Source organism: Microbulbifer sp. MCCC 1A16149 (genome assembly GCF_050368945.1).
Classification (GTDB): Bacteria; Pseudomonadota; Gammaproteobacteria; order Pseudomonadales; family Cellvibrionaceae; genus Microbulbifer.
Genome location: NZ_CP185959.1, coordinates 892,406 through 908,329, shown reverse-complemented (window position 1 = coordinate 908,329; position 15,924 = coordinate 892,406). Strand labels below are relative to the sequence as shown.

Here is a 15,924-nt window from a genome sequence, read left to right as displayed (position 1 = left end):
AGTCAGTATGGCGCAAATCATCGAATTCGAAGTTGGGACTGACGCCACGCAGAATAAAATAACGCCAACTAACTCAGAACAGGATATATGTCACAAAATCGCCGCTCATTCAGCATAGATTTGACCTAAATGAGTGCGAATTGCCCACAATCCCTGCCGTTGCTAAGATGCGCGCCGGCCGGAACCCGCAGCAATACCGGGTCACAAACTGGCCATGAATACCGGTTGGGCAAGCAGACTCTGCCACACCAGTATTACCGGATGTCGATTGCACAGACATCCAGCCCCGGCAACGCCGGCCGCCGTCAGGCCGCGCCCCTGCCATTGGCCCACTTTGCTATTTTTTACCGGTAGCTCCCGACATCAGCGCACCGGCTGCACATTCAGTGTTTACAGGAATCCATCCACCATGACCCAGCCTTCCCTCAAGCAGTTGGAACAGCACGACGCATTTATCCGCCGCCATATCGGCCCGGATGCGGCGCAGACCCAGGCCATGCTAGAAACCCTCGGGGTTGCCAGCCTGGATGAACTGATTGAAAAGACCGTTCCCGCCGCCATCCGCAAGTCAGACGACCTGGACCTGGCGGATGCCGTGGACGAGCAGGAAGCGCTGGCGGAACTGAAAGCCCTGGCCAGCCGCAACAAGATCTTCCGCACCTTTATCGGTATGGGCTACCACGACACCATTACCCCCAACGTGATCCTGCGCAATGTGCTGGAAAACCCGGGCTGGTACACCGCGTATACCCCCTACCAACCGGAAATCGCCCAGGGTCGCCTGGAAGGCCTGCTGAACTTCCAGCAGATGATCATGGACCTCACCGGCATGGAACTGGCCAATGCCTCCATGCTGGACGAAGGCACCGCCGCTGCAGAAGCCATGGCCATGTGTAAGCGCCAGGTGAAGCGCAACAAGTCCAACACCTTCTTTGTGGATGCCGACTGCCACCCGCAGACGATTGCGGTAGTCAAAACCCGCGCCGAGCACTTCGGTTTTGACGTGCTGGTAGGCAACCCGGAAACCGAACTGCCGGAAGAGCTGTTCGGCGCCCTATTCCAGTACCCCGGCTCCACCGGTGTGGTACGCGACCTGACCGACCTGATCGCCAAGGTGCACGACGCCGGCGCCCTGGTGACCGTCGCTGCGGACCTGATGAGCCTGGTCGCCCTGAAAGCACCGGGTGAAATGGGCGCGGACGTGGTGGTTGGCTGCAACCAGCGTTTCGGTATCCCCATGGGTTACGGCGGCCCGCACGCCGGTTTCTTCGCCTTCCGCGAAGCTTACAAGCGCTCCGCGCCCGGCCGCATCATCGGTGTCTCTGTGGACAGCAAGGGCAAGCGCGCCCTGCGTATGGCCATGCAGACTCGCGAGCAACACATCCGTCGCGAAAAGGCCAACTCCAACATCTGTACCTCACAGGTACTACTGGCGGTGATGAGCGCCTTCTATGCCATCTACCACGGTCCCGAAGGCCTGAAGACCATCGCCGCGCGCATCCAGCGCCTGGCCGACATTCTGGCAACCGGCCTGAAGGAAAAAGGCCTGAACCTGACCCACGACAGCTGGTTCGATACCCTGACCGTATCCGTGGGCGACAAGCAATCTGCGATCTACGATTGCGCGATCAAGGCAGAGATCAACCTGCGCAAGGTTGGCAGCGACGCCCTGGGCATCAGCCTGAATGAAACCACCAAGCTGCAGGACGTATCCGAACTGCTGGATATCTTTGTCGGCGGCGACAACGGACTGGACCTGGGCAAAATCGACCGCGAACTGTCCGCCAAGGGCCCCGCCGGTGTACCGGCCAGCCTGCAGCGCGACAGTGAATTCCTGACCCACCCGGTATTCAACACGCACCATTCCGAAACCGAAATGCTGCGCTACCTGAAGACTCTGGAGTCCAAGGATATCGCGCTCAACCACAGCATGATTCCGCTGGGTTCCTGCACCATGAAGCTCAACGCCACCGCGGAAATGATCCCGGTGACCTGGCCAGAATTCGGCAAGCTGCACCCGTTCGCCCCGGTCGACCAGGCCGAGGGCTACCGCGAGATGTTCAAACAGCTGGAACAGATGCTGGCCGCCTGTACCGGTTACGACGCCGTGAGCCTGCAGCCGAACGCCGGCTCCCAGGGCGAATACGCCGGTCTGGTAGCGATCAAGAAGTACCTGGAAGCCAAGGGCGAAGGCCAGCGCGATATCTGCCTGATCCCCGCCTCTGCCCACGGTACCAACCCCGCTTCCGCCATGATGGTGAGCATGAAGGTGGTTGTGGTTGCCTGTGACAGCAAGGGCAATGTGGACATCGCCGACCTGAAAGCGAAGGTCGAGGAACACGGCGACCGTATCGCCGCGCTGATGGTCACCTACCCGTCCACCCACGGTGTATTCGAGGAAGGCATTCGCGAGATCTGCGAGCTTATCCACAACGCCGGTGGCCAGGTGTATATCGACGGTGCCAACATGAATGCACTGATCGGCGTGGCTGCGCCGGGCAAGTTCGGCGGTGACGTATCCCACCTGAACCTGCACAAGACTTTCTGTATTCCCCACGGTGGTGGCGGTCCCGGGATGGGCCCGATCGCGGTTGGCGAACACCTGAAGCCCTACCTGGCCGGCCACCCGGTGACCGAAGTTCCGGGCAACGACCCGATCAATGGCACCATCTCTGCGGCGCCCTGGGGCTCTGCAAGCATCCTGCCGATCAGCTGGATGTACATCCGCATGATGGGTAAAGTCGGCATGAAGCTGGCCACCGAAACGGCAATCCTGAACGCCAACTACGTGGCCAAGAAACTGAGTGAGCACTACCCGCTGTTGTACAAAGGCAGCAACGGTTTTGTCGCCCACGAGTGCCTGATCGACCTGCGCCCGCTGAAAGAAACCAGCGGCATCACCGAGGAAGACATTGCCAAGCGCCTGATGGACTTCGGTTTCCACGCGCCGACCATGTCCTTCCCGGTCGCCGGCACCCTGATGATCGAGCCGACTGAATCCGAAGCCCAGGAAGAGCTGGATCGTTTCGTAGAAGCGATGGCAACCATTCGCCAGGAAGCGGACGATGTCGCCAACGGCAAGTACACCGCAGAGGACAATCCGCTGCACAACGCGCCGCACACCCAGGACGACGTGATGACCGACGAGTGGACCCACGCGTACAGCCGTGAGGTGGCCGGTCGCCCGGCGGCCTGGCTGAAGCATCACAAGGTGTGGCCGGCATCCAACCGTATCGACAATGTGTACGGGGATCGCAACCTGATCTGCTCCTGCCCGCCGGTTGAGAGCTATATGGACTAATCCCTCTGGATTAAGCCCATAAAAAAGGCCGCCACCTGAAACAGGTCGCGGCCTTTTTTGTTGCGCCAAATGTTTAACACATCATGCTGGAACCGTTGGACGATTGCGATACCAGTGATTGACTTTAAGGGCCATCGCAATTATCGCTACGCTAATCACCATGGTTACACCACCGAGATATTCTCCGCTCAGGGCGCCGGCGAAGCCGGATTCTGGCACTACGCCGGTATGTCGATAAGTGGCCGCCGTCATACCGGTGTAATGCATTCCGCAAACGGCAACCCCCATGATCAGAGCGCTTCCCAGCTTCTGCCAGACACCGTGCAAATGGAAAGCCATCCACAGCGCTGCAAAAGCGGCAACCACTGCAATCACCACAGAGATGATCAGAATATTCAGGTTGTACTCGATCGTCGCCGGCATCAGCATCGCTTCCATCCCCATATAGTGCATACCGGCAACGCCAATACCCATCAGGATAGAGGTAGGCAAAAGCTTGTCGATGGTAAAACGTCCGCTACCTAATATTGCCAGGCCACCAGTGCAGGCAGCCACGGCAATCACAACCGAAAGCAACGTCTGCAATACGTCGTAGGACATCGGCATGTGGGACTTCAAAGCCATCATGCCCACAAAGTGCATTGACCAGATGGCTCCGCCGCCCATGGCAAGACCGGCGAACAGTATGGCTCGCACCCGATCAGCCTTGATAACAGCTTCTGAGATGCCGGTAACCAGCTGCAATGCAGCAAAGGACCCGAGTACGGAAATGCAATAGGAAAGGATGACCAGTGGAATACTGTATTGATCGAACATAAGGGCCCCGAAGAAACTTCGCTTAACAAAAACCATGTGACGGCGCCCACAAATCTGGACGACATACTTCTCATACGTGGTTTTGTCAGTAGCAGATCAGTTTCCGCGAGACTCTTTGGGGTTGAAGAGAGGTTTATCGGCGCTCAGCAGGATCGCGACACTCGCCGCGCACTTCACCACCGAGGCGGGATACCACCCGATCGATCACAAAGTACCCATCCCAGCAGAATCCGGTTTCCTGAAGTTTGAGCTTCAGCGCATAGTCAAAGTCGCGCTCCTGGGTCCGACTTCCTCTGGAGGCCCTCGCCATATCCTGTTGCCGCACCATGCCATTGCGCATGTTGGGGCTCTCGGTGTAGGGCCCGCGAATCATCGGCGCCGCCATTTCCAGGGAATAGGTAAAGCGCTTGGACCCGTTCGCGGAAATTTCGGTATGGAAAGATTCCTTCAGCCCAGGGTTGGGCGCTTTGGGCTCGCTGGCGCATCCAGCAAGCAGTACCACAGAAGCACACAAGGAATTGAAGAACAAACGGCTGAACATCGCTTTCCCCTAATTTTTAAACGCTACTTGAACACCACGGTTCGATTGCCGTGAATAAAGACACGCTCTTCCAACACAAGTTGCAGTGCGCGGCTCAACACCTGCTTTTCCACATCGCGTCCGGCACTGGCCATGGACTCAGCAGAGTAACCATGGTCCACGTGAATCACATCCTGCTCAATGATCGGCCCCTCATCCAGGTCGTCGGTCACAAAGTGTGCCGTAGCCCCGATGATCTTGACCCCGCGCTCGAATGCCTGCTGATAGGGTTTGGCACCGATAAAGGCTGGCAGGAAGGAGTGATGGATATTGATAATGCGCTTCCGGTAATGGGCCACAAATTGTGGAGTCAGCACCCGCATATACTTGGCGAGAATCAGGTAATCCGGTTCGTAGCTGTCCACCAGCTGCATCACCTGCTCTTCGTGCTGCGCGCGCTCCAGGTTGTCCGCCGGTACCCAGTGGAAAGGGATATCAAACTTCTCCACCAATGACTGCAAATTATTGTGGTTACCGATTACCGCAGCGATCTCCACATCCAGCGCACCGGAGTAGCACTTCATCAGGATATCGCCCAGGCAGTGCGCTTCCTTGGTCACCATCAGCACCAGGCGCTTGCGGCCACTGGCAACCAGCTTGCGCTCCGCCCCTTCGGGCAGCGCCAGGTCCAGATCCTCCAGCAGGGTCGTATCATTGAAGTTGCCCTCGAGGGCAGTGCGCATAAAGAAGCGGCCCTGGGCGCGATCGACGAACTCGTCGTTCTTGGTAATGTTCAGCTGGTGCTTGTAGCAGATGTTGGTGATCTTCGCGATCAGCCCCTTGGCATCCGGGCAGTCTGTTAGCAGTATCTTCTTTTCCATGGCCCAAAATCAGACTAATTATTCAGAGTGCCGACTATACACTATGTGCATTCGTGCACCTGCCACGCAGGCTAATCTTTAACCAAATTCGGGGCAATATGGACAAGCAACTCTTCAGCGAACACCTGGCCACCCTGCGCAAACGCTACGACGATATTCTCGAACAGTGCGGCTTTGAGACCCTGAACGTCTTCAGCGGCGCACCTTCCGTGCAGTTTCTTGACGACAACTACTACCCGTTCCGCGTGAACCCCCAGTTCAAAGCCCTGGTGCCGGTTACCGACAACCCGCACAGTTGGGTGATCTACCGTCGCGGGCAGAAGCCGAAGCTGCTGTTTTACCGCCCGGTAGACTTCTGGCATTACGTGCCGCCCGCACCCCAGACGTTCTGGAGCGATGAGTACGACATCGAGCTACTCGCCAAGCCGGATGAGGCGAAGTCGTTTCTGAACGGTGAAGACGCGGCCTTTATTGGCGAGACCGCAAAACTGGAGGGCTGGGAGATTGGCGAGCGTAATCCACAGCACCTGATCGACCGCCTGCACTGGGCGCGCGCTTACAAGACGCCCTACGAGTTCGCCTGCCTGCGGGAAGCCAACCGCATCGCCGTGGGTGCCCACAAAGCTGCGGAAGACGCCTTCCGCGCGGGAGCCAGCGAATTCGAAATCAACCTGGCATATATGAAGGCCGCCGGCCAGGGCGAAAACCAGATGCCTTACGGCAATATTGTGGGCCTGAACGAGCACGGTGCCATCCTGCACTACACCCACTTATCCACAGAAAGGCTGCCGGAAAGCGAACGCCGCAGCTTCCTGATCGACGCCGGTGCCGACTGCAACGGCTACTGCGCCGACATTACCCGCAGCTACGCCTACCGCGAAGGCGAGTTCGCCGATCTGGTTACGGCGATGCATGAGAAAGAGCAGGAACTGGTTGCGGGCCTGACTCCGGGTGCCTCCTATATCGAGCTGCACCGCGAATGCCACAACAAGATTGGTCAGCTGCTCCAGCAGTTCGGCGTGATCAAGACCTCCCCGGAAAGCGCGGTGGAATCCGGCCTCACCAGTACCTTTATGCCCCATGGCCTCGGCCATTTCCTCGGCCTGCAGGTACACGATGTGGGCGGCCACCAGACCGCACCGGAAGGCGGCACTACCCCGCCGCCGTCGGAGTTCCCGTTCCTGCGTACCACTCGCACCATTGAGGAAAACCAGGTCTTCACCATTGAACCCGGCCTCTACTTTATCGAGAGCCTGCTGGCAGACCTGAAGGAATCCCAGCTGGCAGATGAAGTGAACTGGGACAAGGTGGAAAAACTGCGTCCGTTCGGCGGTGTGCGTATTGAGGACAATCTTATTGTGCACGCGGATCGCGTGGAGAATATGACGCGGGATTGTTATTGATAGATAAGTACTCCATTCGCCTGCAGGGCAGGCTCCTACTTGGCACGGTGCCCTTGTAGGAGCCTGCCCTGCAGGCGAACCTTGATTACATTCCCCACTTCGCACACAAGTACCGATTTCGCTCAAATAATAGCCAAACAAATCTCACTTAGATAAGATCAGCTCCAGGGAAATATTCAAATGGAGTTGAAACATGTTTGCCAACAAAGGCCTCAAGCAAGATGTGATCATTGCCGGGAAATCCGCCGGCAAAAAAATCAGCATCACCCCGCAAGCGGAACCCGTGTACAAGGAAATCCGCAGCCTCGCCCAACAAGGCAACTACTGGGCCCAGATCACCGTCAACGCCCTCCATCAACTCGCTTCTGGCCGCCTCCATCAGGACAATATCTTTATCAAGCCCGGTCCTGTGCACCGTGGCGGTGAGGAAGAGTTTGTGATGATTCTGCCGGGCTGTAAGGTTACGGTGGAAAAGCAGTCCAAGGATGCGTTCAAGATTGTTTATTTTGAGGCGGATGCCGGGTATTCGGAATTACAGGGCAAGAAAACCACACCAGGAATTTTCACTGCTAAATACGCAAAATCGCAATGGCAGGCTAAAAAGCGTACGACAGGAGAAGTTAAGCCTGACGAGGGACGTCTTGTTGCCATATGTGATTCAAGATATTCAGATCAAAATATCGCTGCTGAGACTGTCGCTCCTAGTGTTGCATCAAGTCATTACAGCCCAGAAGTAGGTGAAAGGGATCTAAGGGAATCAGGGTTTGAGCTGCATCTCACCCCCGGAGTCGGACGAATTGGTGGATTAACCAAACTTAAAGATGCGATCAAACCTTGTGAAAACCAAAATATACATACGTCGGCTATTCTCCTTGCACGATCAATGTATAAAGCAAGAAAAATAAAAAATATAAGCTGGATAGCCGAACGAGGTGGATCTGCGGTATTGACGCAAGCAATGAAAATATTAGCAGACCAAGGAAAAAAGCTGCCTTCCCACAATATTTTTCTATTTGAACCAAAAACTTCTCAGGTAAAAGCTATTGAACATGCCAGACTACTTGGCATGAATATGGGACGAAAGGTGAGCAGAGTATCCGCCTTTAATTTTGCTGGAATCGCGGGATCCCCATCAGCATCTATAAACCGAATGCGAAATGAAAAAGACTTCAAATTAGGGCAAACTCTTGGAGATGCCGCTCAATTAGGAGTTCTACTCGGAACAGGGGCAGGGATTGTCACTTCCGTCGCAGGAGTCACGGGCATTAACGTTGGAGCAATCGCAAGCAGTGTCGGCGTCGCAGGAGCTGCTGCCGTGCCAGCTATTGGCGCGTTCTTGAAAGCGCTTTCAGCGGCCAAGCCGTACGTAAAAGACACCAAAGCTCTAACTGACGCGGCCATGGCAATAACAGAAAATGTTGCTCCGCGTATCCACAATAAGATAAAGAGCAAATTCTGATGTTGGATTTTATCAAATATACAAGGTTTAAACTTCGGGAGCACACCGGGTTTTGTGTACCAAAGGGGCCCAACTTTCATTCTGCGAAGAAATACAAGTATCGCTTACAAGGAAGCGAAGTTTCCTTTCGAGCACCTACGCAATATCACTTCTTCCGCCCTGGATCTGAACAACTCACATCCAGCTGGAAGGAAGACAATCTAGAGAGGCTAAATACTCGCGACATAAAATCTTACGATGACACTTGGGCATCCACTGCAATTTTTCAAAGGAAATATGCATTTTATGGCCCATGGTTTACCGGCGAAAAGGCAAGAGCAAGCCTATATATAGCTGCGATTTCACCCGTGAATGAGCAACATAACTTAAACTTTCTTCATCCTCGAGCTTTCGAAGCTGCCATAGCCGCCTTCTTAACTGCAGACTATGGGCATATGCATGAAGATGGTTCTCCAGATTATTTGGGACCGATTGATTGGGAGCCTATTAAGGTGCTCCCTGTACCATCTGCGCGCTTTAAGGTTGAAAGCGAATGCTGGAGCGATCGAAGTACAATGTTCTGTTTCCCAATATCTTCCAATAGAATTTTGTTCTTTTACTTAAGTCACAATCAATCCACTGCAGGTAGTTTTGAGAAAAGAAATGCAGCCATCAGCCCAAAGCCAGCCGAAGAACTAATCGACAACATCATCAATAGCGTAACATTCACTCCCTCGCCCGAACTTGCACGGGAGCTTGCTGAGATCCGCAAAAGCTGCCCAGATCTGTCTGTCAGCAAAGAGTTCCCGCCATTAAAATGGCCGGCAACGGTGGACGAAACAGGTTTGAATATCGTTGAAATGAATGAGAAACAGCGGAAGGCGTTGGTAGGATAGTTTTCTATAAAGTATTAGGTTGGGCGTACTTGATTTGGCCCTGTAGGAGCCTGCCCTGCAGGCGAACGGTCCGGAGATCCGGGTGTTCGCCTGCAAGGCAGGCTCCTACGTTTACGGGGTATCGGAAAGCGATCAGGGCATCAGGCCACTTCGGCCCTGACGGTCCTCGCCGCTTCCACCATATTCAACAGCGCCGAACCCACTTCCGCCCAGTTGCGGGTCTTGAGGCCGCAGTCGGGATTTATCCACAGTTTCTCTAGCGGAATCACTTTCAACAGCTGATACAGGCGATTTACCAGCTCCTTCCGCTCGGGCACGTTGGGCGAGTGAATATCGTAGATACCTGGGCCGATTTCATTGGGGTACCCTCCCCTCTCTCCGGCAAAAGCCTCCAGTAGACGCAGGTCTGAACGTGCGGACTCGATGGTGATGACATCTGCATCCAGCGCCACGATCGCATCCATAATCGCATTGAAGTTGGAATAACACATGTGAGTGTGGATCTGGGTTTCCGCTTTTACTTCACTGCAGGTGTAGCGGAAGCAGCCCACCGCCCAGGCAAAATAATCGTCGTGGCCAGACACACGCAGCGGCACCCCTTCACGCAGTGCGGGTTCATCGATCTGGATGATACCGATACCCGCCGCCTCCAGGTCCAGCACTTCTTCGCGCAATGCCTTGGCAATCTGCAGGCAGCTGACTGCGCGCGGAATGTCCTCGCGGGGGAAGGACCAGTTGAGGATGGTAACCGGGCCGGTGAGCATACCTTTTACCGGCTTCTTGCTAAGGCTCTGGGCGTATTCGCTCCACTGCACGGTCATCGGATTGGGCCGCGAGATATCTCCAGCGATAATCGGTGGCTTCACACAGCGTGAACCGTAACTCTGTACCCAGCCATTGCCGGTGTGGATAAATCCATCCAGCTGCTCACCGAAGTACTCCACCATATCGTTGCGCTCGGCTTCGCCGTGTACCAGCACGTCGAGCCCGAGGATTTCCTGACGGCGGATGGCTTCGGCGATTTCCGCCCGCAGGTGCCCGTTGTAGTCCTCGGCACTGATTTCCTGATTGCGGAACTGTTTGCGTACCTGTCGCAGTACATCGGTCTGCGGGAAGGAGCCGATGGTTGTGGTGGGCAGTAGCGGCAATTGCCAGCGCTCCCGCTGTACTTCCGCGCGCTGTGGATACTTTTCTGCACGCCAGGTGCTGTCGAGCTCCGCGCGCACGTCGGCTTCACTGGGGCTTTCGGTTTTGGTAATTGCCGGCAGCGTATTGGCACCGGGTTTCAGCGCCTGCTGCAGGGTGTTCAACTCATCCAGCTTCTGGCGGCTGTAGGCCAGTTTCTGTTTATCCGCATCTGCCAGTTTGGTTTCAGTTTCCAGGTCCACCGGGCTGTGCAGGAGTGAGCAGCTGGCAGATATCCACAGGCGCTCGCCAAGCTTGCTCGCAAGTGGTGACAGCTCCTGCTGCCAGCGGGCCAGATCCGTTCGCCAGACATTGCGGCCATTGATCACGCCGACGGACAGGACCTGCCCATCGCGCAGTGCGGCAGCTGCGGGAGCCACTTCTTCCGGCCCGCGCACCGCATCGATATGTACACCATCCACAGGCAGATCAAATGCCAGCTGAAGATTTTCCTGCAGCGGCGAGAAATAGCTCGCGAGCAGTAGTTTACTGCCACTGGCTTTGGACAACGCCTGATAGGTCGGTGCGAAAGCATCGCGCCACTGGGCGGGCAGGTCCAGGCCGAGGATGGGCTCGTCGATCTGGACCCACTGGGCGGCGGCGCTTGCCAGTTGCTCGAGTAACTCGACGTAACAGGGCAACAGCTTTGGCAGCAGTTCCAGGGCGTTATCCACACCGCGGCCGAGCCAGAGGTAGGTCAGCGGGCCGATCACGACCGGCTTTACATTGTGGCCCAGGCTCTGGGCTTCCTGCACTTCCGCCAGCAGCCACTCGCTGTCCAGGGAGAAATTCTGGTCGGCGGTGAATTCCGGTACCAGATAGTGGTAGTTGGTATCAAACCACTTGGTCATGGCATTCGCCGCCACAGGCTCGCCGGACGGCGCACGACCGCGGGCGAGACGGAAATACTGGTCGAGTTTGTTGTCTGCCGCACCCTCGGCAAAACGCTCTGGGATCACGCCAAACATCAGCGAGTGATTCAGCACCTGGTCGTACCAGGCGAAATCACCCACGGTCGTCAACGCGAGGCCCGCGGCCTGCTGCGCCTGCCAGTTCTGGCTTCGAACCTGGGAGCCCGCAGCCAGCAGTGCTTTCTGATCAATTTCCCCTTTCCAGTAGGCTTCCTGCGCGCGTTTCAGCTCGCGATTCGCGCCAATACGCGGGTATCCGAGAATGTGTGTCTTTGCCATGTCCATTTCCCAATCAATGCCATCCCGGGCACTCAGGCGCCGGGGCTGTGAATTCAGGCAAGCATTCTGCGGCGGACACAATGTTTAATCAATTTCATAGTTTTCAACTAAAACATGAAAATAACTAAAGCACAGAGGGAAGATATAGGCAGTGGTGCGAGAAGCTTTCCGGCCAGCAACACAAAAACTTGCTTCCCTCCCCCGATATGAGATTCAATAATTTTCACGATCACCCAAAATAAAATGAATTTCCCTAAAGACCGTATGGCACTCCGATGATAGAACTCCGCCACCTCAGGGCCCTGACCATCCTGCGGGAGACTGGCAGCATGGTGCGCGCCGCCGAGCGCCTGCACCTCACCCAGTCCGCCCTGTCCCACCTGTTCCGGGAGATGGAGGAGCGCCATGAACAGAGCCTGTTTGTGCGCAAATCCCGCCCACTGCGCTTTACCAGTGCCGGATTGCGCCTGCTGCAACTGGCCGACGATGTACTGCCGCGGGTGGCCGTGGCACAGCGGGATCTCGCGCGGCTGGCCTCCGGCAATGCGGGCCGGCTGAATATCGCCATCGAATGCCACAGCTGCTACCAGTGGCTGATGCCCACCCTCGATGCCTACCGGGACGACTGGCCGGAAGTGGAGCTGGATCTCTCCAGCGGATTCAACTTTGCCCCGCTGCCGGCACTGGTAAGGGGAGACCTCGACCTGGTAGTAACCAGCAATCCGGATGAATCCCTCAAGGGCATTCACTACGAGCCCCTGTTCAGTTTCGAAATGTGCCTGGCCATCAGCAGGAAGCATCCTCTGGCGGACCGGAAATGGGTAGAGCCGCAAGACTTGGCAGAAGAAGTGCAGATCACTTACCCGGTAGAACGGGAAAGGCTGGATATCTTCCAGCACTTCCTCGATCCGGCAGATGTGGAACCCGCTTCCGTGCGCACGGCAGAACTGACGGTAATGATGGTCCAGCTGGTGGTCAGCGGACGCGGTGTGTGTGCGCTTCCTAACTGGGCGCTTTACGAATATTTACAGAAAGGGTTGGTCAACCAGCTTAGACTGGGCAAAAGTGGACTTTGGAGTACACTCTACGCGGCGGTTCGCGAAGAGATGCTGGAACAGGCATTTTTGCAGGACTTTTTCACCACAGCGCGGGATACCTGCTTCGCAAACCTCAACGGGGTGCGCGCCGCCGCCGAATAATCAAAATTCAAGACCGGAAAACCATAGATCGACATCAAAATAAGGAACCACTCGATGACATCCACACCCGATAGCTGGAGCAAGGCCATCAAATCCCTGCACTGGCTGATTGCATTCTTTATCCTGTTCGCCTGGGGCTCGGTAGAGCTGCATGAGTTTTACGAGCGCAGCGATCCCATGCGCAGCTGGTGGATGGTAGTGCACTTCTCCCTTGGTTTCTCCGTCTTGTTTCTCGGTTTTTTCCGCCTCTACTGGCGTGCAACCCACGGCCGCCCCACGCTTTACGGCAGCAGCTTCCAGAAGCCCGTGTCCCTGCTGGTGCAGAGCCTGATGTACATCATCATGCTGGGTATGCCAATCACTGGCCTGTTGATGCGCCAGTTCGCTGGGCGCGACACCACCCTGTTCTGGGTATTCGACCTGCCCAGCTTCGTCGCCAAGAATACCGACCTCGCCAAGCAGTTCGCCTTCCTGCACAAGGAGTTCCTGTGGAATGCGCTGCTGGTACTGCTAGTGCTGCATATCGGTGGTGCGCTGTGGCATCACTTTATTACCAAGGACAATACCCTGCGGCAGATGCTGCCTTTTGGTAAAAAGTGAGCATTCGCACAGCCTCGAGTTAGCACGCCCTTAGCCCCTTATCCTGAAGGGAACTAGCCAATAAAAAACCGCGCAGTTGCGCGGTTTTTTATTGGCCTGAGTCCAGATACAAGAAGTACTCAGGACATGGTATCTAGCCTACATGGATGGAATGGCTACGGGCCTCTCTTCCACCCGCTCGAAGTAGGCATTGAAGATACTCGCGCTGTTAAGAATGTGCTCCTCAGGGGTCGCCATTGAGTCATCCAGGAAGGGATCAAGGAAAAAGCGATGATACTGCCGAACAGCAATGCCATCTCCTTCCTGGTGTAATACCCACTCCCGCTCGTGATAGAGGACGCACTCATCACCTGGTGCAGGATCCCAAATCATAGACTCACAGAACCCTGAAGCCGACGCGAAGTAGCGACGGATGAGCAAATTTCCGGCTTCATTAATGCGCCAGAGTCCCGGCATCAAAGAAGTTTCGTCCGAAGTAATTTCCCCATCCCCGTTTTGATCCCAAGTCGAGGCGGTCAGAGCAGTTCCATCCGCATTCACCTCAAACCATAATGGCTCCAGTGGGGCGTTGAAGCTCATCGGATACATGTAGATACCTACCGCTCGATCCGGTGTCCATGCTGGCGCTTCCTTCAGATTGGCGTTTCCAGTTGTAGATAATACTCTTGCGCCGTTATCAAGCTCCACAAACACCAGTGGAGACTGCTGGTTGTCCCCTTCTAACAATACCAACTCAGCTTCGTAGCCCAGAACATTGCCGATCATCAAATGTCCACTACCATTGATCTCCCATGGAGAGCTGACCTGGGTGGAAGCCGGCACACCAGAGCCAGAGATTGAATCCACATTTACCAACACACTGCCACCGGTCGTAAGATTACCAGCGAAGGTCAACTGCACGGATTCCGCAAAAAAGGACTGATCCCGATCCGGAGTGGGCTCAGTAACTTCTAGAGATAAAGATGGCAACGGGATACTCAAGGAAAGACCCATTTGTAAAAATTCCGCGGTATCAACTGTGCCTGCTTTACGGACCGCGATAGGTGTAATGATCCTTTGTTCCACCTCAGAGGGAGGATATTCGCCGTTGGGATAACGGGTAAACTCATCCCCAGAGACTACCAACCAGTCAACTTCTGCTCCGTGATCAAGCCACTTGACTAGTTTAGGCTGTAAGACGAGTTCCTCTAGAACATTGCGCCCCAGATTTTCGTCAAACTGATAGAAGCTACTTAAAACTGATTCAGCACCATGAATTTCGAGCCCTTCTGCTGTCGTCGCCCAGGTAATTTCGCTTTTGCCACTTAAGCTTGAGCCACTCAGTGATCCCAGTCCCTGCGGATCGAGTCTTAAACGGGCACCAAGGTCATAATTGCTCGTTGTAAAATAATAAGTATCCTGAATTTCAGCGGTTCCAGCCGGCGTAGTTACTACCAGCCGCGAGTCAGCCAGAATCGCATCCATCGCGGCCTGGTGAGTGACAGGATTTTTATTGCGCGCCTCAGCAAGTAGTAAGGCCGCAACCTTACGGTTCGCAACCAATGCATAGGTATCGTCGATCTCACTTGGTATTGTGATACCTGCAGATTCCGAGTAGTCGTTTACGAGTTCGATTAATGTCGCGAGCTGGAAGGCTTCATAGCCATCGATCAGTTTTTTTCGTGCTGAGAGTTGCTCGTCAGTAGAAACGCTTCCAGGCTCGCCCACCTCGACCGTGGCAGCCATCGCCGTCGTCAGGCTAGAGATATTGACCGAAAGCAATTCACTGCTTGTTACCACTTCATCTGAACCCGCAGCGGTAATTGTCGAGCCCACGCTCCCCAACAATGAGACAAGTTTGAGCTTGGTCTCTGGATTCGTTACTTCAGCACGAACCATATCGGAAACACGACTGTCATCCACGGTAATCGAAACACCGTAGTGGCCATCAACATCTACCAGAGTTGTGAACTCCTGCGCGCCCACACTAAACAGGATTTCGGTATTAGCCGCGAGGCCCTCCGTTACTACGCCCTCGATAGTGACACCGACCATGTTAGCCAGAACAGAAACCGCGACTTCCTTCGTCGTGGTCGCACCATCCTCGTCAGTAACAGAAAGCACCAGCGTCGCTTCAGCGTTTTCGGTTACAGCGGGTGCCTGGATAGAAACCGTGCCGGTATCAACCCCAGAAAGCGTCAACGAAACACCTGATTTCTGTTCCCAGGCAAAGGAAACCGCAGAACCCTCAGGGTCCGTTGCGGAGGCAGTGATTGACGCTGACGCACCCTCTTGTATAGAGATGGGCTCAACCGTAACCGAGGGCGCCTGATTAGTAGGCTCCTGAGGCGTTCCACCCTCATTACCGCCACCACTGCCACCACCACCGCAGGCGGCCAAAGCAAGGCTGAGCGTACCAATCACAAAGCCTACAAAAGGTTTATTTTTTATACTCATCAACTAATTCCCATGTATTTTGAGCAGGCATCAGGGCAATCACTAAATTTGAAAAGCCC

Annotated in this window: 11 protein-coding genes; 6 read left to right on the top strand and 5 right to left on the bottom strand. The window is 55.2% G+C overall.

What is annotated here, in order from left to right:
• Positions 1 to 409 precede the first annotated feature (409 nt).
• A complete protein-coding gene (gene gcvP, locus ACONT6_RS03665; RefSeq protein ID WP_428820468.1) occupies positions 410 to 3,301 on the top strand; it encodes an aminomethyl-transferring glycine dehydrogenase in 2,892 nt (963 codons plus the stop codon).
• Positions 3,302 to 3,382: 81 nt separating this feature from the next.
• Here the strand turns inward: gcvP and ACONT6_RS03660 are convergent, their stop codons facing one another.
• From ACONT6_RS03660 to purU, 3 genes are all read right to left on the bottom strand, one after another.
• On the bottom strand, positions 3,383 to 4,117 hold the full coding sequence (locus tag ACONT6_RS03660) for an MHYT domain-containing protein (protein WP_428820467.1): 735 nt from the start codon (positions 4,115 to 4,117) through the stop codon (positions 3,383 to 3,385).
• Between the two features lie 133 nt (positions 4,118 to 4,250).
• Positions 4,251 to 4,658 carry a hypothetical protein gene (locus ACONT6_RS03655; protein ID WP_428820466.1) on the bottom strand — a complete coding sequence of 136 codons (408 nt, stop codon included), beginning with the start codon at positions 4,656 to 4,658 and terminating at the stop codon, positions 4,251 to 4,253.
• Positions 4,659 to 4,681: 23 nt separating this feature from the next.
• A complete protein-coding gene (purU, locus tag ACONT6_RS03650) occupies positions 4,682 to 5,518 on the bottom strand; it encodes a formyltetrahydrofolate deformylase (protein ID WP_181253982.1) in 837 nt (278 codons plus the stop codon).
• Between the two features lie 98 nt (positions 5,519 to 5,616).
• Here purU and pepQ point away from each other — a divergent pair, with 98 nt between their 5' ends.
• The 3 genes from pepQ (at position 5,617) to ACONT6_RS03635 (ending at position 9,255) form a co-directional block, all read left to right on the top strand.
• Positions 5,617 to 6,921 carry a Xaa-Pro dipeptidase gene (pepQ, locus tag ACONT6_RS03645; protein ID WP_428820465.1) on the top strand — a complete coding sequence of 435 codons (1,305 nt, stop codon included), beginning with the start codon at positions 5,617 to 5,619 and terminating at the stop codon, positions 6,919 to 6,921.
• A gap of 193 nt (positions 6,922 to 7,114) precedes the next feature.
• Positions 7,115 to 8,380, top strand: a complete 1,266-nt coding sequence (locus ACONT6_RS03640) for a hypothetical protein (protein WP_428820464.1) — start codon at positions 7,115 to 7,117, stop codon at positions 8,378 to 8,380.
• Positions 8,380 to 9,255: a hypothetical protein gene (locus ACONT6_RS03635; protein ID WP_428820463.1), complete on the top strand. Its 876-nt coding sequence runs from the start codon at positions 8,380 to 8,382 to the stop codon at positions 9,253 to 9,255. The genes ACONT6_RS03640 and ACONT6_RS03635 overlap by 1 nt, the downstream gene beginning before the upstream one ends.
• Before the next feature lie 140 nt (positions 9,256 to 9,395).
• Here the strand turns inward: ACONT6_RS03635 and metE are convergent, their stop codons facing one another.
• Positions 9,396 to 11,630, bottom strand: a complete 2,235-nt coding sequence (gene metE / locus ACONT6_RS03630; RefSeq protein WP_428820462.1) for a 5-methyltetrahydropteroyltriglutamate--homocysteine S-methyltransferase — start codon at positions 11,628 to 11,630, stop codon at positions 9,396 to 9,398.
• 275 nt (positions 11,631 to 11,905) lie between these two features.
• Here metE and ACONT6_RS03625 point away from each other — a divergent pair, with 275 nt between their 5' ends.
• Both ACONT6_RS03625 and ACONT6_RS03620 read left to right on the top strand, forming a co-directional pair.
• Complete coding sequence (locus ACONT6_RS03625; protein WP_428820461.1) at positions 11,906 to 12,829, top strand: LysR family transcriptional regulator; 924 nt, start codon at positions 11,906 to 11,908, stop codon at positions 12,827 to 12,829.
• A 54-nt stretch (positions 12,830 to 12,883) separates the two neighbouring features.
• Positions 12,884 to 13,429 (top strand): cytochrome b, encoded by a 546-nt coding sequence (locus tag ACONT6_RS03620; protein ID WP_428820460.1) that lies wholly within the window; start codon positions 12,884 to 12,886, stop codon positions 13,427 to 13,429.
• A gap of 138 nt (positions 13,430 to 13,567) precedes the next feature.
• On the opposite strand, the gene ACONT6_RS03615 is transcribed toward ACONT6_RS03620, so the two are convergent.
• On the bottom strand, positions 13,568 to 15,865 hold the full coding sequence (locus ACONT6_RS03615; protein WP_428820459.1) for a PKD domain-containing protein: 2,298 nt from the start codon (positions 15,863 to 15,865) through the stop codon (positions 13,568 to 13,570).
• Positions 15,866 to 15,924 lie beyond the last annotated feature (59 nt).